Raw genomic sequence first — 19458 nt, forward strand, 5'->3', positions numbered from 1 at the left:
TCTCTGTGGAGGCGTGAGGGGCGGCTGCCGCCGCCCCTCACGGATGACTTACTTGAAGAGGGCGTTGACCTGGTCGTTGGCCTTCGTCAGCGCGGACTTCGCCGTCGACGACCCGAGGGCGACGCTCTGGATCGCGTCTTGCACGATCTGGTTGATCTCCGTGCCGTGCAGGCTGATCGGGATGATGAACGTGCCGTCCTTCGCCTGCTGCTCGTCGAGGAAGACCTTGGCGTTCAGCCCGTCCTTCTCGCGCACCGCGGCCGACTTCTCGGAGGCCTCCTTGATCGCGGGGAAGACCACGCCGGTGGCGGCAACGGTGTTCTGGCAGTCCGCCGACGCCAGGTACTTCACCCATTCCCAAGCCTGATCCTTGTGCTTGGAGCCGGCGTAGATCGCGTCGGACAGACCGTTGATCGCGGTCTTGCGGCCTTCCGGTCCGATCGGCAGCGGAGCGAATCCGAACTGGTCGGTCTTGCCCTTGTAGATCGCGAGGTTGAACGACCCCAGTGTGGTGAGAGCGCCACCACCGCTGGCGAGAACGTCGGAACGGGCGAGCGTCGACTGCGTGTCGAGCTTGGGTGCGTATCCCTTGTCCGACAGGTCGGCCAGCCACTGCACGGTATCGGTCAGCGACGTGTCGCTGTAGTTGAACTTGGTGCCGAACGGGTTCTTGTTCGCGTAGGTGAATCCGTTCGAGTAAGCGAAGTTGCCCCAGCCGTTCTGACCCTGGGATCCGTCGGCCCACTCGGGGAGGAAGCCGTAGGTCTTCACGTTGTTCTTGTCGAACGCCGGGTCGAGACCGTTGTGGCCGTTCTTGTCGACCGTCAGCTTCGCGATCGTCTGCTCGAACGTTCCCCCGTCTTCCGGGTTCCAGGTGAGCTTCGACAGGTCGTCCTCGGTCACGCCCGCGGCCTGCATGTCGGCCTTGCTGTAGACCAGGCCCATGGTGTCCCAGTCCTTCGGCAGACCGTAGCGGGCGTCGCCGTCTTTCCAGAGGTCGGCCATGCCGTCGACGTACTGGCTCAGGTCGACCTTGTCCTTCTTGACGTAGGGCGCGAGGTCGACGATCTGCTTGTCCTGAACGAACTGCGGGTAGTAGGAGGCCTGATCGACCCACACGTCAGGGGCGCTTCCGGCGGCGATCTGCGTCGTCAGGTTGGTCCAGTACTGACCCCAAGCCGACTGGCTGATCTTGATGGTGATGTTCGGGTTCTCCTTCTCGAACTGGGTGGCGCACTGCTGGTAGGCAGGAACCTGGGTGTCGTCCCACATCCAGTACTGGAGCGTGACTTTGGCGTCGGTGTCCGCTCCGCTGGAGGAACACGCTGAGACGCCCGCGAGAAGTGCGGCGGCGGCAGCGATGGCGGCGACGCGACGTACTCTTTTCATCTTTTTCTCTCTCTGTGATTGGCAGTGCTGTTGGAGGGGTGGATGGTGTGGCTACTTGATGCCGGTGAAGTTGAGGGATTCGACGATGCGGCGACCGAGAACGATGAGCAGGATGAGCACCGGGATCACCGAGAGCGTCGAGCCGGCCATCAGCCCGGTCCAGTCGGGTTGCGTGTTCGGGGACTGCTGCAAGAACACGCCGAGGGCGACGGTCATGGTGCGCACGGACTCGTCGCGGCCGATCAGGAGCGGCCAGAGGTAGTCCTTCCACGCCCACACCACGGTGATCAGGCCGATGGTGATGAGCGGGCCCTTGCTCATCGGGAGGGCGATGCGCCAGAAGACCTTCGCCTTTCCCGCGCCGTCGAGCAGCGCGGCCTCCTCGACGTCGACCGGGATGTTGAGGAAGAACTGGCGCAGGAAGAACAGCGCGAACGGCGTCATGAGCAGGCTCGGCGCGACCATCCCGAAGATGTTGTTCAGCAGCCCGAGGTCGCGCACCAGCACGAAGTTGGGCAGGAGGGTGAAGATGCCGGGCACCATCAGCGCCGCGATCAGGATGGCGAACACCAGGTTGCGTCCAGGAAACTTCAGCCGTGCGAACGCATAGCCGCCCATGGCGCAGAACAGCGTCTGGAAGAACCCGATGAGCACGCAGTACACGATCGAGTTCCACAGGTAGAGCAGAAAGTTGATCGATGCACCCGAGCCGCCGGCCGCGCGATCCTGGTCCGGGCTCAGGAAGCCGAGCACGCGGGCGAAGTTGACGAGCGTCGGGTTTCCGGGAAACAGTGCGCCCGAATCCCGGATGACGTCGGCGGCCGGGGTGATCGCCGTCTTCAGCATCCAGTAGAAGGGGAACACGGTGAGCACCAGCGAGACGATCAGCACGATCCAGCCGAGCGTGCGGCCGAGAGAGAACGGGCGGCGGGCGCGCTTGGGGATGCGCGGCGAGGCTGACTTGCCAGGTGCGGGGAGCACGGGAACGGTGGGCGATGTCGAGGTCATGGGTGCTTCCTAGGCGAGCTGGGATTCGGAGGCACGCAGCAGGCGGAGCTGCACGGCCGTCAGGATTCCGAGGATGAGGACGAGAACGATGGCCATGGTCGCGGCGTAGCCCATATGGAAGTAGTTGAACGCCTGTTGGTAGATGTAGTAGTAGATGACCCTCGTGGCGTTCACCGGACCTCCCTTCGTGGTCACGGCGACGGTGTCGAAGATCTGGAACGAGCCGATGAGCGACACCACCAGCACGAGCGCCATGATCGGCCGCAGCAGCGGAAGCGTGATGCGGGTGAACAGCCGCCACTCCCCTGCCCCGTCGAGCGACGCGCTCTCGTAGAGGTCGTGCGGGATCTGCAGCATCCCTGCGTAGAACAGCAGTGCCGTGTATCCGGTGAAGGCCCAGGTGTTCACGATCGAGATGGTGGGGATGCCGAGGGCCGGGTTCGTGAAGAACCCCACCGCCGGCAGGCCCATCGAGGTGATGACGTGGTTGACGAAGCCGAGGTTCGTGTCGAGCAGCCAGAGCCAGATCAGGCCGACGGTGACGTTGGGAACGAGCCAGGGCAGCAGCAGCGTCGTGCGCAGGACGACCGACCGCGTGAGCCGGTGCATCAGCGCGGCCAGTAGCAGCGCCAGCACGGTCTGCGTCGTGACGTTGAAGATCACGTAGTAGAGGGTGACGCCCATCGAGTTCCAGAACTCGCCGTCTTTGAGCACGGCCGCGTAGTTGGCGAGACCGACGAAGCTCGGCTCGCCGAGCAGGCTGTAGTCGGTGAACGACCACCACACCCCGCGCACCGTCGGGTACAGGTAGAACACCGCGAACCCGAGGAGAACCGGCGCGATGAACAGGAGCGCGACCTTGCGGTCATCGCGTCGGCGACGGGGCCGCAGCCCTGGCACAGAGCGGTCACGGGCCGTGACCTTGGGGAGCACTGCTGTCATGGGAACCTCTCGGCGCCGAAGAAGAGAACCGTCGTTGGCGCACACTCGAATTGCCGGGATCTACCTGAAGATGCGGGCTTCGACCGCGGTAGACTGGGGTGATCGCATTAATTATGCAACTTGCCGTTATAAACCGCAACCATCAAGGAGAGCCATGTCACAGGAGGCCCTCGTTCAGTCGTCGGGAGGGGCCGTCGGCAGCCGATCGCTCCTTCGGCGGATGAACTCCCTCGGCATCCTGCGAGCCGTCATGGACGAGCCGCAGACCCTGCGCGACCTCACCGCGAGCTCCGGACTCTCCCGAACGGCGGTCGACGCTGTGGCCGGAGACCTCGTCGGCATGGGCTGGCTGGAAGCGTCGGAGATCGCATCCTCGGGCCGCCTCGGCCGGCCCGCCGCGACGTACCGGGTGGCGTCGCAGCTGGGGTACTTCCTCTCCATCGACATCGGCGCGAACCACATCTACGCAGTCGTCACCGACCTGACCGGGCAGGTGCAGGGCCACCTGACCGACCCCATCGACGAGATGGCGAGTGCGTCCGATCGGGTGGCGGCGGCCCTGGATGTGAGCGACCGGCTGCTCGCCGACCTCGCCGTCTCGCGCGATGCGCTGTGGGTCGTCACGATCGGCTCCCCCGGCGCGATCAGCGCGTCAGGCGTCGTGTCGCACTTCGGCGGCAGCGGGATGCCCGGCTGGATCGGCCTCGACCTGCGCGAGCGCTTCGGCCGCGAGTTCCCGGCCGCCGTGCTCGTCGAGGGCGACGTGGCGCTCGGCGCACACGCCGAGCTGACGATCGGGGCGGCGAAGAACTACAGCGACGTCGTCTACGTGCTCTGCGGCATCCGGACCAGTGGGGCGTCGATCGTCGGCGGCAAGGTGCACCGCGGTGTGCACGGCGCAGCGGGCATCGTCGGCGAGATGCCGGAGCTCCGCTGGGCGGAGCTCAATGAGCTGTACGGCACCTCGGTTCTCGGAACACCACGCCCCAGCCGCGAGCAGATCTTCGAGCTCGCGCGCGCCGGCGACCCGATGGCGGTCACCGCGGTCGACGAGTTCGCCGACGACCTGGCCACCGGCGCGGCGGCGATGACGCTCACGCTCGACCCCGAGCTGCTCGTCATCGGCGGCGGAAGCTCGCCGGGCGCCGACGTGTTCCTCCCGCGGTTCGAGAAGACGCTGCGCGAGATCTGCCCGCTGCCTCCCGCCGTGCTCGCCTCGACGCTCGGCTCGGAAGCCGTCGCCATGGGCGGCATCAGCCTCGCCGGCAACCACCTGAACTCGGTGCTCGAGTCGGCCGTTCGCGACCGCGACGCCTTCCCGAGCCCGAGCGAGGCCTTCGGCCTGCTGCAGCAGGAGGCCGCCTGAGCGGCGAGGGGCGCCTTGTTGCGAGCCGGAACGCATCCCAGCCCGCGACGACTCGCCCCTCGGCGCCCGGTTACGGAACCCGGTACAGCCATTCGTCAGTGCCGAACTTCTCGGCGACGAGCTTCTCGGCGGCGGCGTACTCCTCGGGCGTGATGTCGCCGGGGGTCGCGCCGTAGAGCTGGGTGAAGGTCTGCTTCATGCGGTCGATGATCTCGGCGCGCGAGAGCCCGGTCTGACTCCGCAACGGGTCGACCCGCTTCGCGGCACTGGTGATGCCCTTGTCGCTGATCTTCTCGCGGCCGATGCGCAGCACTTCCGTCATCTTCTGACCGTCCATGTCGTAGCTCATTGTGACGTGGTGCAGCACGGCGCCGGAGCCGAGACGCTTCTGCGCGGCCCCGCCGATCTTGCCCTTCGGGCTCGTGATGTCGTTGAGCGGCTGGTAGAACGCGTCGATGCCGAGTGACTGCAGCGCCACGAGCACCCACTCGTCGAGAAACGCGTAGCTGTCGGCGAAGCTCATGCCCTGCACCAGTTCGGCCGGTGCGTAGATCGAGTAGGTGACCACCGAACCGGCCTCCATGAACATGGCGCCGCCGCCCGAGACCCGGCGCACGATGTCGAAGCCGTACTTCTTCGCGTTCTCTGCGTCGACCTCGTTCTTCACCGACTGGAAGCTGCCGAGCACGACGGCGGGCTCATCCCACTCCCAGATGCGCATCGTCGGCTGGCGACGACCCTCGCCGACCTCGGTGGCGAGCACCTCGTCGAGTGCCATCTGCTCCACCGGATGCACGGCCTTCGAGTGGATGATCTGCCAGTCGTAGTCGCGCCAGTTCGTGGCTTTCGCCAGCGAACGGCGGATCGCGACGGCGACCCCTTCGGGCGAGAAGCCGAGCAGGATGGCGCCCTCGGGCAGCGCACCCCGCACCGCGGCGGCGATGTCGGCCGCACTCGACTCGGCGGAGAGACCGTTCACCGCCCGATCGATCGCCTCCAGAGCGGTGTCCGGTTCGAGAAAGAAGTCTCCCGCGAGCCGGAAGTTCGCGAGCTTGCCGTCTACGACATCGAGGTCGACCACGACGAGCTTGCCGCCGGGCACCTTGTATTCACCGTGCATGCCTCCAGCCTAGGACTCGCGCCGGGCGATGCGGACGTCGAGCCAGGAGGAGAGGTCGGCCATGACCTCGTCGCGGTTCGTCTCGTTGTAGATCTCGTGCCGGGCGCCCGGGTACACGATCGTGGTCACATCCGTCAGCCCCGAACGCTCCCGGTAGGCGCGCTCCAGCCGCCGAGCGCTCGCCTCGCCGCCGAGCGGGTCGTCGCCGCCCACCTGGATCAGCACCGGGATGTCGCGGGCGAGCGCGCGCGCCGGCTTGCCGAGCAGGCGCATCGCCTCGAACGCACCGAACAGTTTGGGCAGCGGCACGGATGTGGTGAGCGGGTCGTCCACGAACGCCTGCGATACCGCCGGGTCGCGGCTGAGCCATTCGGCGCCCGTCGTGCCGAGGTGGGCGTGCCGCTTGTTGAGGTTGTACCCGTTGTCCATCGAGCCGAGTGTGCGGTACGCGGTGCCGGAGAGCACGGCGTAGTCGTAGTCATCGGCGTTCGTGTTGAGGATCATCTGCGCGGCGAGCGAACCCCAGCTGTGCCCGAAGAACACCAGTGGCAGCCCCGGGTTCGCGTCGCGGATGACGCCCGAGAACGCGTGGATGGCCGCGACGGCGGCGCGCACACCGCCCGGCCCCAGTTTGCCGAGCATAGCGGCGTCGCCCCACTGCGCCATCCCGGTTCTGCCGTGACCGAGATGGTCGTCGGCGTAGACGCTGAACCCGTCGGCGTTCAGGTGTTCCGCGAGTGCCCGGTACCGTGCGGCGTGCTCCCCCACCCCGTGCGCCACCTGCACGACCCCCCGAGGGCGCTCGACCGGCCACACGTCGTAGGTGATCGCTGTTCCGCGGGCATCGGTGAAGGTAGGCACGCGCTCATTCTGGCGCACCGCATCCGCCACCGGGATTTATTTAGCGCGGCTAATTTGATAGGCTAACGATGTATGCCCCGACTCTCCACTCACGACCTCAGCAGCGCGCTCAGGATCGCCGTCGCCCGACTCTCGCGACGCCTGCGCGCCGAGAAGGCCGACCACGAGCTCAGCGACACCCAGATCGCGACTCTGGCGTTCGTCGTGCGGTCGGGTGCGCGCACCATCGGCCAGCTCAGCGAGTTCGAGCGCGTCAAACCGCCGTCGATGAACCGCACGATCAACCACCTCGAAGCGGCCGGCTACGTCGTGCGCACGCCCGACGCCGACGACGGGCGCAAGGTCGTCGTCACCGCCACCGACGACGGGCGCGAGCTCGTCGCCGAGACCCGGCGCCGCCGCGACGCCTGGCTGCACAAACGCCTGCGCGGCCTCACCCCCGAACAGCGCGAGACGCTGGCCGAGGCCGCAGCGATCATGCGCGAGCTGGCGGACTCGTGAGCGCCATGTTCCGCTCGCTCTCCGGAGTGAACTACCGCATCTGGGCGGCCGGCGCGATCGTCTCGAACGTCGGCACCTGGATGCAGCGCACGGCGCAGGACTGGATCGTGCTCACCCAGCTCACCCACAACAACGCCGCTGCCGTCGGCTTCGTGATGGCGCTGCAGTTCGGCCCGCAGCTTCTGCTTCTGCCGGTCACGGGATGGGCGGCCGACCGCCTCGACCGCCGCAAGCTGCTCATGGCCACCCAGGGAGCAATGGGCACGCTGGGCCTCGGGCTCGGCATCCTCACCGTCACCGGAGTCGTACAGCTCTGGCACGTGTACGTGTTCGCCGCGCTGCTCGGATGCGTCGCCGCGTTCGACGCACCGGCCCGCCAGACGTTCGTCTCCGAACTGGTGGCGGGGCCGAACCTGTCGAACGCCGTCGCCCTCAACTCGGCATCCTTCAACACGGCGCGACTCATCGGCCCGGCGGTCGCCGGGCTGCTCACGGCGGTGGTCGGCGCCGGCTGGGTGTTCCTGATCAACGCGATCACGTTCGGGGCGGTGCTGCTGTCGCTCAAGTTCTTGCGCGTCGAGAAGCTCTACCGGTCCGAGCGCGCCGCGAAGAAGCACGGCGGCCTGGTCGAAGGGTTCCGCTATGTGCGTGGGCGCCCCGACATCATGGTCATCCTGGTGATGGTGTTCCTCATCGGCACGTTCGGCCTCAACTTCCCGATCTTCATCTCGACCATGTCAGTGAGCGTGTTCCACAAGGGCGCCGGCGAGTTCGGCCTGCTGTCGTCGATCATGGCGATCGGATCGGTGGTCGGCGCGCTGCTGTCGGCCCGTCGCGAGCGCCCGCGCGTCGCGCTGCTCTTCGCCGGCGCGGCCTTCTTCGGTTTCGGATGCGCGATCGCTGCCGTCATGCCCGAATACTGGCTGTTCGCCCTCGCGCTGATCATCATCGGCGTCTCGTCGCAGACCCTCATGACCACCGCCAACGGCGTGGTTCAGATGACGACGGAACCGCAGCTGCGCGGCCGCGTCATGGCAATCTACATGGCGATCTTCATGGGAGGAACGCCGGTCGGCGCCCCCATCGTCGGCTGGGTGGCCAACACGTTCGGGGCGCGCTGGGCGCTCGGGGTCGGGGCCGCATCCGGTTTCGCCGCCGCGATCGTCGGGGTCTTCTACCTCGTGAAGTACCGCAACCTTCGTCTGCGCTTCACCGCCTGGCTCCCCCGCCTCACCGTCGACGCCCGCGAGGAGCTTCGCGAAGAACTGGCCGAAACCGAGACCACCGCCGCCCGCGCCTCCTGACCGGCCCCCGTCCCCTGCCCGGCCCGCGCCCATACCTCACGTCGGTGATTCCGCCCGTTCCGGCCCGAATCTCCGCAACGGCGGACAAGTCACCGGCGCGTCACACGAGTTCTCCGACCTGCAGTTCCAGGTTGAACACCTCGGCAAGCTGCGGAGCATCCTGGTCGGCGCGCCCTTCGATCGACACGAAGAACCTGCTCATCGCGCGCTCCCACTCGGCAGCCACCGGCGACTCGGCCAGGTAGCGCGTCGCGGCATCGGGCGATCGTGTCTCGTAGTAGCCGACGAGCAGGCCGTCCGCGGCGAGGAACAGCGAGTAGTTGCGGCGACCGGATGCGGCGATCTCTCGCAGCATCTCCGGCCACACGGCCTCGTGGGCGCGGCGATACTCGTCGATGAGTCCGGGCCGCACCCGCAGCGTGAAGCACACCCGCTGCAGCTCCGTGCCTCCGCCCGCCCCGGCCTCGCCCGCTCCGGCCTCGCCCGCCGCCCGGTCCGCGCTCATCGCGGCGCGCGGTTCAGGTCGGTTCGGCGCGACTCAGCGCCTCCTCGCCCAGCAGCCGTCCGCGGTTCGTAGCGCGTCGGCGCGAACGCACCTGCCACCAGCGCCCGCAGCGACTCGAGGTCTCCCGAGACCAGCGCGTGCGCGCGCGCTTGCACAAGAACGTTGCCGAGCGCCGTCGCCTCCACCGGGCCGGCCAGCACCGGAAGCCCGGCCCGGTCGGCGACCAGCTGGCACAGCAGACGGTTGCGCGCCCCGCCGCCCACGACGTGCACCACCTCGACGGAACGCCCGGAGAGTTCGGCTGCCGAGTGAACGGCGCGCGCGAACGCATCCGCGAGGCTTTCGACGATGCTTCGCACGCACTCGACGGCATCGCGCGGCGCCGCCAGTCCTCGCTCGGCGAACCAGTCGTCGATGCGCGCGGGAAGGTCGCCGGGCGCGAGAAACCTCGGGTCGTCCGCGTCGAAGACGGGGACCGGCCCCGCGATCGCCTCAGCGCGTTCGAGCAGGGCTGCCAGGTCGGCGTGCATCCCGCGCGTCTGCCAGGTGCGGATGGATTCGCTGAGCAGCCACAATCCCATCACGTTGTGCAGAAACCGCACCCGCCCGTCGACGCCGCCCTCGTTGGTGAAGTTGGCGAGCCTCGCTGAGTCGGTGAGAACCGGTCGTTCGAGCTCCACTCCGACGAGCCCCCAGGTGCCGCACGAGATGTATGCCGCATTCGGCATGAGCATCGGCACTGCGACGACCGCCGACGCGGTATCGTGCGAGCCGACCGCGGTCACGCCGGGCCCAGGCCGGTCCCCGAGGTTCAGTTGCTCGCGCACACTCGGCAGCAGCTGGCCCACGGCCGTTCCCGCCTCCACCAGCCTAGGAAAGAGGCGTCTCGGCAGCCCGAGCCGTTCGATCAGGGCCGAGTTCCACGCCCCGTCGGCGGCGAGCAGCCCCGTCGTCGAGGCGTTGGTGCGCTCCGCCACGGCCTCACCGCTCAGCCAGTAGGCGATCAGATCGGGGATGAGCAGCATGGTGTCCGCCTGGTCGAGTCGCGACCCCTGCTTCTCCACCGCGAGCTGGTAGAGAGTGTTGAACGGCAGGTACTGCAATCCGTTCTCCCGGTACAGCTCGATCGGCGACACCACGCCGTGCACGATGTCGGTGCCGGCGCCGGAGCGGTCGTCGCGGTAGTGGTACGGGATGCCCTGCAACACGCCTCCGCGCAGCAGACCGTAGTCGACGGCCCACGCATCCACGCCGACGCTGACGGTCTCGGGGTGGTCGCGAAGTGCGGCACCGAGCCCCTCGCCGACGTTGCGGTACAGCTCGGCGATGTTCCAGTGCAGGCCCGTGCGGTCGCCCTCCCAGAGTCGCACCGGTGTGTTCGCAAAGCGCGCGGCCTCAGACAGGTCGAGGATGTTCGGGCCGACCCGGCCGACCATCACCCGTCCGCTGGTGGCTCCGAGGTCGACGGCGGCGACGGTTGACGAACCCACCGACGCGTTCATCGGAGGAAGGCGGCCGCCACCCCGGCATCCACGGGGATGTGGAGTCCGGTGGTGTGATCGAGGTCGGAGGAGCAGAGCACGAACACGGCGTTCGCCACGTGCTCCGGCAGCACCTCACGTTTCAGCAGGGTGCGCTGGGCGTAGTACTGGCCGAGCTCTTCTTCGGGAACACCGTAGACCGCGGCCCGTTTCGCGCCCCAGCCGCCGGCGAAGATCCCCGAACCGCGCACGACCCCGTCGGGGTTGATGCCGTTGACCCGGATGCCGTGGTCGCCGAGCTCCGCCGCGAGCAGCCGCACCTGGTGCGCCTGGTCGGCCTTGGTCGCCGAGTACGCGATGTTGTTCGGGCCGGCGAAGATCGAGTTCTTCGACGAGATGTAGACGATGTCGCCGCCGAGCTTCTGCTCGATCAGCACCTTCGCCGCGGCCCGCGACACCAGGAAGGAGCCCTTCGCCATCACGTTGTGCTGCAGGTCCCAGTCGGCCGTCGTCGTCTCCAGCAGGGGCTTCGAGATCGAGAGCCCAGCATTGTTGACGACCAGGTCGAGTCCGCCGAACGCGAGCAGGGCGGCGTCGACGGATGCGGCGACCGCGCGCTCGTCGGTGACGTCGGCGACCACGCCGATCGCCACATCCGCAGATCCGAGCTCTGCCGCAGCGGCCTGCGCCTTCTCGAGATCGAGGTCGGCGATGACGACGCACGCGCCCTCGGCGGCGAGCCGGGTGGCGATGGCCTTGCCGATGCCGGATGCCGCGCCCGTCACGAGCGCGATCCGGCCCGCGAGGGGCTTGGGCTTCGGCATCCGCTGCAGCTTCGCCTCTTCGAGCGCCCAGTACTCGATGCGGAACTTCTCCGCCTCGTCGATCGGCGCGTAGGTCGACAGGGCCTCGGCCCCGCGCATCACGTTGATCGCGTTGACGTAGAACTCGCCGGCCACCCGGGCCGTCTGCTTGTTCGCGCCGTAGCTGAACATCCCGACGCCAGGGATCAGCACGATCGCCGGGTCGGCGCCGCGGATCGCCGGAGACTCATCGGTCGCGTAGCGGTCGTAATAGGCCTGGTAGTCGGCGCGGTACTGCTCGTGCAGCTCTTCGAGCCGCGCGACGGAGTCTTCGATGGAGGCGTCCGCGGGCAGGTCGAGCACGAGCGGCTTCACCTTGGTGCGCAGAAAGTGGTCGGGGCAGGAGGTGCCGAGCGCCGCCAACCGGGGATGCTCCGACGACGCGAGGAAGTCGAGCACCACTTCCGAGTCGGTGAAGTGGCCGACCTGCACCCGGTCGGTCGAGGCGATCGCCCGGATGTGCGGGGCAAGCGCCGCGGCCTTCGCGCGGCGCTCCGCCTCCGGCAGCGCCTCGTAACCGGGTAAGACGGTTCCGAAGGGTTCGTTCCGCCCGTGCTCGGTGATGTACTTGGCGGCCGTCTCGATGATCCACAGCGAGTTCGCCTCGGCCTCGTCACTGGTGTCGCCCCACGCGGTGATGCCGTGACCGCCGAGAATCGCGCCGACGGCATCCGGGTTCTCGCGTTTGATGCGGGCGATGTCCAGCCCGAGCTGGAAGCCCGGTCGCCGCCACGGCACCCACACCACCTTGCCGCCGAACGCCTCGGCCGTCAGCCGCTCACCATCGGCCGACGTCGCGAACGCGATGCCGGAGTCGGGATGCAGGTGGTCGACGTGCGCCGCATCCACCAGACCGTGCATGGCCGTGTCGATCGACGGCGCTGCACCGCCCTTGCCGTGCAGGGTGTAGTCGAACGCGGCCACCATCTCGTCTTCGCGCTCGACTCCGGGATACACGTCGACCAGGGCCCGCAGCCGGTCGAGGCGCAGCACGGCCAGCCCCGACTCCGTCAGAGTGGCGAGATCGCCGCCCGAGCCTTTCACCCACAACAGGTCGACCGCATCCCCTGTCACCGGGTCGGTGTCGGTGCCTTTGGCCGAGGTGTTGCCGCCGGCGTAGTTGGTGTTGCGCGGGTCGGCTCCCAGGCGGTTGGAGCGCGCGATCAGGTCGGCGACGGCGGAGTTCGTGACGGTCGCGGCCATCGGCTCAGGCCCCCCATCCGGCCTGGGTGCCGCCGACGCGGTCGGCCTCGATCTTCTCCTGGTATCCGGATGCGGCGTACGCCTTCATCGGGTCGCCCGGAAGACCGCGGGACTCGCGCCATTCGGCGAGCGCCGGCCGCACATCCGTGTAGAAGGCGTCCATCAGGATTCCGTTGGCGCCGAGCACGTCGCCGTCGGCCTGAGCGGTCTTCAGCGCGGCCGTGTCGACGAGCAGAGCGCGCGCGGTCATCTCCTGCACGTTCAGCACCGACCGGATCTGGCCCGGGATCTTCTTCTCGATGTTGTGGCACTGGTCGAGCATGAACGCGACCTCCGGGTTGGCGTAGCCGCCGCCGCGGATGACCTCGTACAGGATGCGGAACAGCTGGAACGGATCGGCCGCGCCCACGATCAGGTCGTCGTCGGCGTAGAACCGCGAGTTGAAGTCGAACGAGCCGAGCTTTCCGAGGCGCAGCAGCTGCGCCACGATGAACTCGATGTTCGTGCCCGGTGCGTGGTGGCCCGTGTCGAGGCACACGTACGCCTTGTCGCCGAGGGCGACCGTGTGCGCGTAGCTGGTCCCCCAGTCCGGAACGTCGGTGTGATAGAACGCCGGCTCGAAGAACTTGTACTCGAGAACCAGCCGCTGATCGTCGCCGAGCCGTGCGTAGATCGCGGCGAGCGACTCGGCCAGCCTGTCCTGCCTGGCCCGGATGTCGTCCTGTCCCGGGTAGTTCGTGCCGTCGGCGAGCCAGATCTTGAGGTCTCGCGAACCGGTCTCGTTCATCACGTCGATGCACTGGAAGTGGTGGTCGATGGCCTTCTGCCTGATCTTCGGGTCGCTGTGCGTGACCGACCCCAGCTTGTAGTCGTCGTCTTGGAAGGTGTTCGAGTTCACCGTGCCCAAACCGACCCCGTTGTCTTCGGCGTGCTTGCGCAGGTCGGAGTACGAGTCGACCAGATCCCACGGGATGTGCAACGCCACCTTCGGCGCCAGCCCGGTGTGCTTGTGCACCTGGGCGGCGTCGGTGATCTTCTCGAACGGATCGCGCGGAACGCCGGCCTGCGCGAAGACCTTGAAGCGGGTGCCGGAGTTGCCGAACGCCCAGGAGGGCAGCTCGATCGCCTGCTCCGCCAGTGCGGATGTGATGGCGGTGAGATCAGTCATGTCAGTGCTCATTCATTTCTGGGTTGGTTCGTCGGTGCAGGCGATGCCGACGCTCAGCGCACCGCGCCGACGGCGGTGGGGAGGGATGCGGTGGCGGTCGACCGGCCGGGTTCGAGCGGACGGTCGTCTTGGCCCGGCAGGCGGAACACGCCTTCGAGGCCGGCCGGAACATCCGTCTCCACCGTGAGCTGGTCGCCCGAGAGGGTCCAACGGACGGCCACTCGGCCGTGCGGAGTCTCGAGCGCGGTCTCGGCCTCGGTGAGGCCGCCGCCGGGCTGCGGGGCGATGAGCACCTTGGCGTAGCCGGGCTCCAGCGGGGAGAGCCCGCCGACGACCCGGTGCATCCAGTCGGCAACGGCACCGAGGGCGTAGTGGTTGAACGACGTCATCTCGCCCGGGTTGATGGTGCCGTCGGGCAACATCGAGTCCCAGCGCTCCCACACCGTGGTCGCACCCATGGTCACCGGGTACAGCCACGACGGGCATTCGCGCTGCAGCAGCAGCTTGTACGCGTCGTCGAGGTGACCGGTCTTGGTGAGCGCGTCGGTGATGAACGGCGTTCCGGCGAACCCGGTGGAGATGAGGTAGCCGCTCTCGGCGGTCAGCTCGGCCAGGCGGTCGCCCGCCGCCCGCTCGTCGGCGTCGTCGAGCAGGCCGAAGACGATGGCGAGCGCGTAGACCGTGGTGCAGTCGCTGAAGACGCGGCCGTCGGTGACGTAGTGCTCGTTGAACGCGGTACGCAGGGCGGCCGCGCGCTCGGCGAACTCGGCGTGCTCGGTTTCGAGACCGAGCACGGCAGCCGTCTCGGCCACGATCGCGGCAGAGCGGTACGCGCAGGCGGTCGCGACGACGCCGGTGTCGGCCTTGGCCTTCGCCGGGTCCTCCGGCGGGGCATCCGGGTCGAGCCAGTCACCGAACTGGAAGCCCGTGTCCCACAGACCGTTCGGCGACAGCAGCGAACCGACGCGTCGCACGTGCGACGCCATCGAGTCGAACTGCGCCTTCAGCACCTCCGTGTCGCCGTAGGCCTGGTAGAGGGTCCACGGAACCCACACGCCGGCGTCGCTCCAGATGGCGGTCGAGTCGGTCTCGGGGAAGCCGCCCGGCTTGTCCAGGTACTTCAGCACATCCGGCACGACGTAGGGGATGATCCCGTCTTGGTGGGCCTGCTCGACGGCCACGTTGCGCAGCCACTCGGAGAGGAACGAGTCGACGTCGAACAGGAACGCCGCCGTGGGCGCGAACGCAGCGATGTCCCCCGTCCAGCCGAGGCGTTCGTCCCGCTGCGGGCAGTCGGTGGGAACGTCGACGAAGTTGCCGCGCATCCCCCAGACGACGTTGTCGTGGAACTGGTTGAGCATCGGGTCCGACGTGCGGAAGGTGCCGATGCGCGTGAGCTCGGAGCCGACCGCGACGGCGGTCAGCGCTTCTGCCGTGAGCTCGCCCGGCCATCCGGAGATCTCGGCGTAGCGGAATCCGTGGAAGGTGAACGTTGGCTCGAAGACGTCGTCGCCGCCGCTCAGGATGTAGCGGTCGGTCGCCTGCGCAGAGCGGAGCGGGCGAACACCGAGCTCGCCGTTCTCCAGCACCTCGGCGTGACGGATGGTGACCTCGGCGCCCTCGGGGCCCGTCACCCGCACTCGCACCCAGCCCACCAGGTTCTGCCCGAAGTCGACCAGGGTCTTGCCCGACGGCGACGTCGAGATCTCCTTCACGGGCAGTTCGTCCCAGCGCTTCACCTCCGGGCTGGTCTGCGGGGTCAGTTCCGCGGTGTCGAACTCGACCTCGTGCACACCCACCCAGCCGTCGCCGGCGAAGCCCGTGCCGAGCCAGGCGTCGTCACGCTTGCGCGCATCGATCGTCTCGCCGTCGTAGAGGTCGTTCGCGAGAACCGCGCTCGGGCCGGCCGTCCACGAGTCGTCGGTGACGACGAGCTGGGTGGCGCCGTCGTCGAACGTGATCTCCAGCTGCGCGAACGCGGCGAGAGTGTCGCCGTAGAAGCTGCCCTTGCCCGACCAGCCGAGCCGGCCGCCGAACCAGCCCTTGCCGACGGCCAGTCCGAGCACACTCTTCGAGTCGAGCAACCCCGTGACGTCGTAGGTCACGTAACGCAGCCGCCACTCGTAGCTGCTCCAGCCGGGGGTGAGCAGCGCGTCGGAGACCGGCCGGCCGTTGATCCAGCCCTCCACCACTCCGTGCGCCGTGAGCGTGAGTTCGGCCTTCGCGACGGCGCCGTGGCCCTCCTCGAGCGCGAACTCGGTGCGGAGCAGGGGCGCCCCGTCGAAGTTCTCGTCGGCGGCGATCATGCGAGCTTGCCAGTTCATTGATGTGTCTCCAGTGGTTTCGTTCGTGGTCACGGTGAGGTCAGCCTTTGACAGCGCCGCTGGTCATACCGGCGACGATCTGCCTGTTGAAGAAGATGTAGGCGATGAGGGGAGGGATGGTGATCAGGAAGATCGCCATGAACAGCAGGTTGTAGAAGCTCAGGTTCTGGCCGGAGAACGTGTAGAGCGCGAGCTGCACGGTCACGTTCTGGTCACCAGGGAGAAAGTAGAGCGGGCCGGCGAAGTCGTTGAACACGAACACCGCTTGCACCACGATCACGGTCACGACGACCGGGCGCAGCAGGGGCAGCACGACCTGCCAGAAGAGGCGCACCGGGCCGGCGCCGTCGAGCACGGCCGCTTCGTCGAGCTCCCGAGGGATGTTGCCGACGAACGCGCGGAACAGCAGGATGCAGAACGACAGCCCGAAGGTGGCCTCGACGAGGATCATGCCCGGCATCGTGCCGAAGAGCTTGAGCCCCTGCAGCACCCAGATCGTCGGCACCACGGCCGGTGGCACGATCAGGCCGGCCAGCACGAAGAAGTTGACGACCGGGCCCCATTTGCTGCGTTTGCGGGCGAGCACGTAGCCGGCCATCGCAGCGAGCGCGACCATGATGGCGACCGAGAAGATGGTCAGCACGGCGCTGTTGATGATCGCCCGCCAGATGACGCCGTCGTTCGAGTTGAGCGTCTCCCAGAAGTTCTGGAGGAACTGAAAGCTCGTCGGCCAGGAGAACGAGAGGTTCGAGGCCTCTGCCGGGGTCTTCGCCGCTTGCAGCAGCACGAAGGTGAACGGCACGAGAAAGACGACGACGGAGACGACGATCGCGATGACGCCGACGATCCAGGCTCGAGTGCGTGCGCGGGTCACAGTTCCACCGGCTTTCGGTTGAGGAAGTAGGAGAGGGGGACCATGATCACCGTCACCAGCAGGAACAGCACGACGTTGCCCGCGGTGGACAGGCCGTAGAAGCCCGCCTGGTACTGCTTGTAGATGACGGATGCGATCACGTCGCTGGTGAATCCTGGGCCTCCGCCCGTGGTCGCCCAGATGATGTCGAACGACCGGAGGCCGCCGATGAGCGACAGGATGATCACCGTGGCGGTCGCTCCCTTGGAGAGCGGGATGGTGATCTGCCGCAGGATCTTCCACGAGCTCGCGCCGTCGATCCTCGCCGCCTCGAAGTATTCGTTGGGAATGGCGACGATGCCGGCCATGAAGATCAGGGTGGCGATCCCGACGCCCTTCCAGATGTCGACGCCGGCGATCGAGTAGAGCGCGAGGTTCGGGTCGGTGAACCAGCCGGGCTGCGGGAGACCGAAGAACCCGAGCACGCCGTTGACCATGCCGTGGAACGGGTCGAGCAGCGACTTCCACATGATGCCGACGCCGATCGTGGAGAGCAGCACCGGGAAGAAGACGACGGCCCTCAGGTAGCCGCGGCCGATGATCGGCCCGGTGAGCAGCAGAGCGAGGAAGAACCCGATGATGACCTTGGTGGCCGAGGTGAGCACGGCGTAGATCAGCGTGTGGATGAAGCTCGTGTAGAGCTGCGGATCCCGGAAGAACTGCACGAAGTTGTCGAAGCCGATGAACTGCGAGTCGAACAGCGTCCACCGGGTCAGCGAGAAGTAGAACGACGAGAACGTCGGGATGGCGAAGAAGATGACGTAGAGCGCCACCGCCGGGATGAAGAACCAGGTCGGGTAGAACGACTTGATCGACCGGCGCTTCTTCTTCTCCGGCGGATGACCCTCGGTGATGATGTCGGCCGCTTGGATCGCGGTCGCGGGGTTGGCAGTCGACATGACTTACTTACTCCTCGTCGAGTTCGGTGCTGTGGTGCGGCGCACGGGACCGGAAACCGGATGGTCTCCGGTCCCGTGCGTGGAGGCTACGCCCGAGGCGCGGCATCCGGTCGATCTACCAGCCCTTGAGTCCGAGCTGCTGGGCCTGAGCCTTCACGTCGTTGTCGTAGAGCTCGGCTCCCGGCTTGGCCTTGGTGATGCCGGAGCCGACCTGGATCAGGATCTTCTCGAGGTTCGGTCCCTTGATCGGCGAGACGAACTCGAGCGCCAGACCGGTGTTGCCGGCCTCCTGGTACGCCAGCTCGTCCTTCACCAACGCCGGAGCGTCATCCGGGATCTTGCACGTGCTGATCGCGAACGGGCCGGCAGGGGTGCCCGCATCGTTCTGAATGTCGCAGCCGGCGGGCGTGTTGATGAACGCCACCAGCTTCTTGGCCGCGGTCAGCTTGTCACCGGTGGTCGACTTCGGGATGTACGCGCCGCCCGGCTCCCAGACGGTGGCCTGCGGCTCGCCCGACTCGGTCGGCATCGCGAAGTAGCCGATGTCGTTGATCTGGTCGGGGTTCGACTGCAGCACGTTGCTGATCACCGCGGTGATCATCGGGTACTGGGCGCCTTCTCCCGTGGCGAGGGCTTTCAGCGCGTTGACGTTCGTCAGCGACGCGTAGTCCTTGTTCATCAGACCCTTGTCGAAGATCTCCTGGGTGTGGGTGAAGCCGGCGAGCGCGGGCGGGTTGACGTACTTCGCCTTGTTGTTGGTGTAGTCGTCGGCCCAGTTCGAGTCGGCCTTGCTCACGTTGGCGAAGTCGGCGAGCACGAACAGCTGGCTCGTCCAGGTGTCGCCGTAGCTCACCAGCACCGGCGTGATACCGGCGGCCTTGATCTTCTCGCTGTTGCTGAGGAACTCGTCCCAGGTCTTGGGAACGGTCAGCCCGAGCTTCTCGTAGACCTTCTTGTTGTACATGATGCCGCCGTCGAACGATGTGCCCGTCGGAGCGCCGTACGTGCCCTTGTCGGTGCTGACCGACTTCTTGAAGTCGTCGGTGATGTCCTTCACCCACGACTCGTCGGTGAGCGGCTGCAGCTGCGAATCCGGCTTCAGCGCCTGGAACAGCGAGCCCGAGTTGTAGAGAAAGACGTCGTCCATCGTGCCCGTCGACAGGCGGGTCTTGATGAGGTTGTCGCCGTCGGTGCCGCCCGGTCGGGTGTTCACCTTGACCTTGATGGTCGGGTTCGCCTTCTCGAACCCTTTGGCGATGTCTTTCGCGAACTTCGTTGCTGCCGGGTCGTTGCCACCGGCCATGAGGGTGATGGATGTGGAGCCGGAGCCGCCACTGGAAGAGCAGGCGACGAGGGTGGCGGCTAGAACAGCTGCGCCACCGATCGCGGCGGCGACACGGGATGCCGTCCGTCGAGAGAACATAAATACCTCCTTGTATTTAGCGCTGAGCTCCCGGGGGGATTCGGGTTGGCATTGAAACGCTTCACTTGAAGATAGACGCAGTGGGCGAAACCGTCAACTGCGTCTTGTAACGATTCAGTATCCGGATGCGGATGCCGCTTGTTCCCCGCACCCGCGGGCCCGTGAACCGCACCGGGCGTTCAATGACA

The 19458-nt window shown here is 67.3% G+C and carries 16 protein-coding genes; 3 read left to right on the forward strand and 13 right to left on the reverse strand.

The features are described 5' to 3' along the window. Positions 1-48: 48 nt before the first annotated feature. From ACFVWR_RS01800 to ACFVWR_RS01810, 3 genes are read right to left on the reverse strand one after another with little or no spacing between them, the layout of a single operon-like run. The gene (locus ACFVWR_RS01800) at positions 49-1389 is read right to left on the reverse strand and encodes an ABC transporter substrate-binding protein (RefSeq protein ID WP_387207358.1); all 1341 of its coding nucleotides are present in this window, start codon (positions 1387-1389) and stop codon (positions 49-51) included. 51 nt (positions 1390-1440) lie between these two features. Next, positions 1441-2397, reverse strand: a complete 957-nt coding sequence (locus ACFVWR_RS01805; RefSeq protein WP_387207360.1) for a carbohydrate ABC transporter permease — start codon at positions 2395-2397, stop codon at positions 1441-1443. A gap of 9 nt (positions 2398-2406) precedes the next feature. Further along, a complete protein-coding gene (locus ACFVWR_RS01810) occupies positions 2407-3339 on the reverse strand; it encodes a carbohydrate ABC transporter permease (protein WP_387207362.1) in 933 nt (310 codons plus the stop codon). 154 nt (positions 3340-3493) lie between these two features. Here ACFVWR_RS01810 and ACFVWR_RS01815 point away from each other — a divergent pair, with 154 nt between their 5' ends. Next, positions 3494-4705: an ROK family protein gene (locus ACFVWR_RS01815; protein WP_387207364.1), complete on the forward strand. Its 1212-nt coding sequence runs from the start codon at positions 3494-3496 to the stop codon at positions 4703-4705. 70 nt (positions 4706-4775) lie between these two features. On the opposite strand, the gene ACFVWR_RS01820 is transcribed toward ACFVWR_RS01815, so the two are convergent. Then, positions 4776-5825 carry a biotin/lipoate A/B protein ligase family protein gene (locus tag ACFVWR_RS01820; RefSeq protein WP_387207366.1) on the reverse strand — a complete coding sequence of 350 codons (1050 nt, stop codon included), beginning with the start codon at positions 5823-5825 and terminating at the stop codon, positions 4776-4778. Positions 5826-5834: 9 nt separating this feature from the next. Then, entirely contained in the window at positions 5835-6686 is an 852-nt protein-coding gene (locus ACFVWR_RS01825) for an alpha/beta fold hydrolase (RefSeq protein ID WP_387207368.1), read from the reverse strand. A gap of 72 nt (positions 6687-6758) precedes the next feature. Here ACFVWR_RS01825 and ACFVWR_RS01830 point away from each other — a divergent pair, with 72 nt between their 5' ends. Both ACFVWR_RS01830 and ACFVWR_RS01835 read left to right on the forward strand, forming a co-directional pair. Further along, positions 6759-7187: a MarR family winged helix-turn-helix transcriptional regulator gene (locus tag ACFVWR_RS01830; RefSeq protein ID WP_387207370.1), complete on the forward strand. Its 429-nt coding sequence runs from the start codon at positions 6759-6761 to the stop codon at positions 7185-7187. Positions 7188-7192: 5 nt separating this feature from the next. Then, the gene (locus ACFVWR_RS01835) at positions 7193-8491 is read left to right on the forward strand and encodes an MFS transporter (protein WP_387207446.1); all 1299 of its coding nucleotides are present in this window, start codon (positions 7193-7195) and stop codon (positions 8489-8491) included. A 100-nt stretch (positions 8492-8591) separates the two neighbouring features. Here ACFVWR_RS01835 and ACFVWR_RS01840 read toward each other — a convergent pair whose 3' ends face one another. From ACFVWR_RS01840 to ACFVWR_RS01875, 8 genes are all read right to left on the reverse strand, one after another. Further along, a complete protein-coding gene (locus ACFVWR_RS01840; RefSeq protein WP_387207372.1) occupies positions 8592-8996 on the reverse strand; it encodes an L-rhamnose mutarotase in 405 nt (134 codons plus the stop codon). Continuing rightward, positions 8993-10498 (reverse strand): rhamnulokinase family protein, encoded by a 1506-nt coding sequence (locus ACFVWR_RS01845; protein ID WP_387207374.1) that lies wholly within the window; start codon positions 10496-10498, stop codon positions 8993-8995. The genes ACFVWR_RS01840 and ACFVWR_RS01845 overlap by 4 nt, the downstream gene beginning before the upstream one ends. Beyond that, the gene (locus ACFVWR_RS01850; RefSeq protein WP_387207376.1) at positions 10495-12543 is read right to left on the reverse strand and encodes a bifunctional aldolase/short-chain dehydrogenase; all 2049 of its coding nucleotides are present in this window, start codon (positions 12541-12543) and stop codon (positions 10495-10497) included. Before ACFVWR_RS01850 ends, ACFVWR_RS01845 begins: the two co-directional genes overlap by 4 nt. A gap of 4 nt (positions 12544-12547) precedes the next feature. Beyond that, positions 12548-13711, reverse strand: coding sequence for an L-rhamnose isomerase (gene rhaI, locus ACFVWR_RS01855; protein WP_387207378.1), 1164 nt, complete (start codon positions 13709-13711; stop codon positions 12548-12550). A 53-nt stretch (positions 13712-13764) separates the two neighbouring features. Continuing rightward, on the reverse strand, positions 13765-16035 hold the full coding sequence (locus ACFVWR_RS01860) for a family 78 glycoside hydrolase catalytic domain (protein ID WP_387207380.1): 2271 nt from the start codon (positions 16033-16035) through the stop codon (positions 13765-13767). Positions 16036-16075: 40 nt separating this feature from the next. Next, positions 16076-16909, reverse strand: coding sequence for a carbohydrate ABC transporter permease (locus tag ACFVWR_RS01865; RefSeq protein ID WP_387207382.1), 834 nt, complete (start codon positions 16907-16909; stop codon positions 16076-16078). Continuing rightward, entirely contained in the window at positions 16906-17847 is a 942-nt protein-coding gene (locus tag ACFVWR_RS01870) for a carbohydrate ABC transporter permease (protein ID WP_387207384.1), read from the reverse strand. Before ACFVWR_RS01870 ends, ACFVWR_RS01865 begins: the two co-directional genes overlap by 4 nt. Positions 17848-17962: 115 nt before the next feature. Beyond that, the gene (locus tag ACFVWR_RS01875; protein ID WP_387207385.1) at positions 17963-19270 is read right to left on the reverse strand and encodes an ABC transporter substrate-binding protein; all 1308 of its coding nucleotides are present in this window, start codon (positions 19268-19270) and stop codon (positions 17963-17965) included. Positions 19271-19458: the final 188 nt, after the last annotated feature.

The sequence above is a fragment of the Leifsonia sp. NPDC058292 genome (assembly GCF_042880955.1).
GTDB lineage: Bacteria > Actinomycetota > Actinomycetes > Actinomycetales > Microbacteriaceae > Leifsonia.

Coding starts and splice junctions, on each gene's coding strand:
- ACFVWR_RS01800 (WP_387207358.1), bottom strand. CDS start 1,389: ATGAAAAGAGTACGTCGCGTCGCCGCCATCGCTGCCGCCGCCGCACTT.
- ACFVWR_RS01805 (WP_387207360.1), bottom strand. CDS start 2,397: ATGACCTCGACATCGCCCACCGTTCCCGTGCTCCCCGCACCTGGCAAG.
- ACFVWR_RS01810 (WP_387207362.1), bottom strand. CDS start 3,339: ATGACAGCAGTGCTCCCCAAGGTCACGGCCCGTGACCGCTCTGTGCCA.
- ACFVWR_RS01815 (WP_387207364.1), top strand. CDS start 3,494: ATGTCACAGGAGGCCCTCGTTCAGTCGTCGGGAGGGGCCGTCGGCAGC.
- ACFVWR_RS01820 (WP_387207366.1), bottom strand. CDS start 5,825: ATGCACGGTGAATACAAGGTGCCCGGCGGCAAGCTCGTCGTGGTCGAC.
- ACFVWR_RS01830 (WP_387207370.1), top strand. CDS start 6,759: ATGCCCCGACTCTCCACTCACGACCTCAGCAGCGCGCTCAGGATCGCC.
- ACFVWR_RS01835 (WP_387207446.1), top strand. CDS start 7,193: ATGTTCCGCTCGCTCTCCGGAGTGAACTACCGCATCTGGGCGGCCGGC.
- ACFVWR_RS01840 (WP_387207372.1), bottom strand. CDS start 8,996: ATGAGCGCGGACCGGGCGGCGGGCGAGGCCGGAGCGGGCGAGGCCGGG.
- ACFVWR_RS01845 (WP_387207374.1), bottom strand. CDS start 10,498: ATGAACGCGTCGGTGGGTTCGTCAACCGTCGCCGCCGTCGACCTCGGA.
- ACFVWR_RS01850 (WP_387207376.1), bottom strand. CDS start 12,543: ATGGCCGCGACCGTCACGAACTCCGCCGTCGCCGACCTGATCGCGCGC.
- rhaI (WP_387207378.1), bottom strand. CDS start 13,711: ATGACTGATCTCACCGCCATCACATCCGCACTGGCGGAGCAGGCGATC.
- ACFVWR_RS01860 (WP_387207380.1), bottom strand. CDS start 16,035: ATGAACTGGCAAGCTCGCATGATCGCCGCCGACGAGAACTTCGACGGG.
- ACFVWR_RS01870 (WP_387207384.1), bottom strand. CDS start 17,847: ATGTCGACTGCCAACCCCGCGACCGCGATCCAAGCGGCCGACATCATC.
- ACFVWR_RS01875 (WP_387207385.1), bottom strand. CDS start 19,270: ATGTTCTCTCGACGGACGGCATCCCGTGTCGCCGCCGCGATCGGTGGC.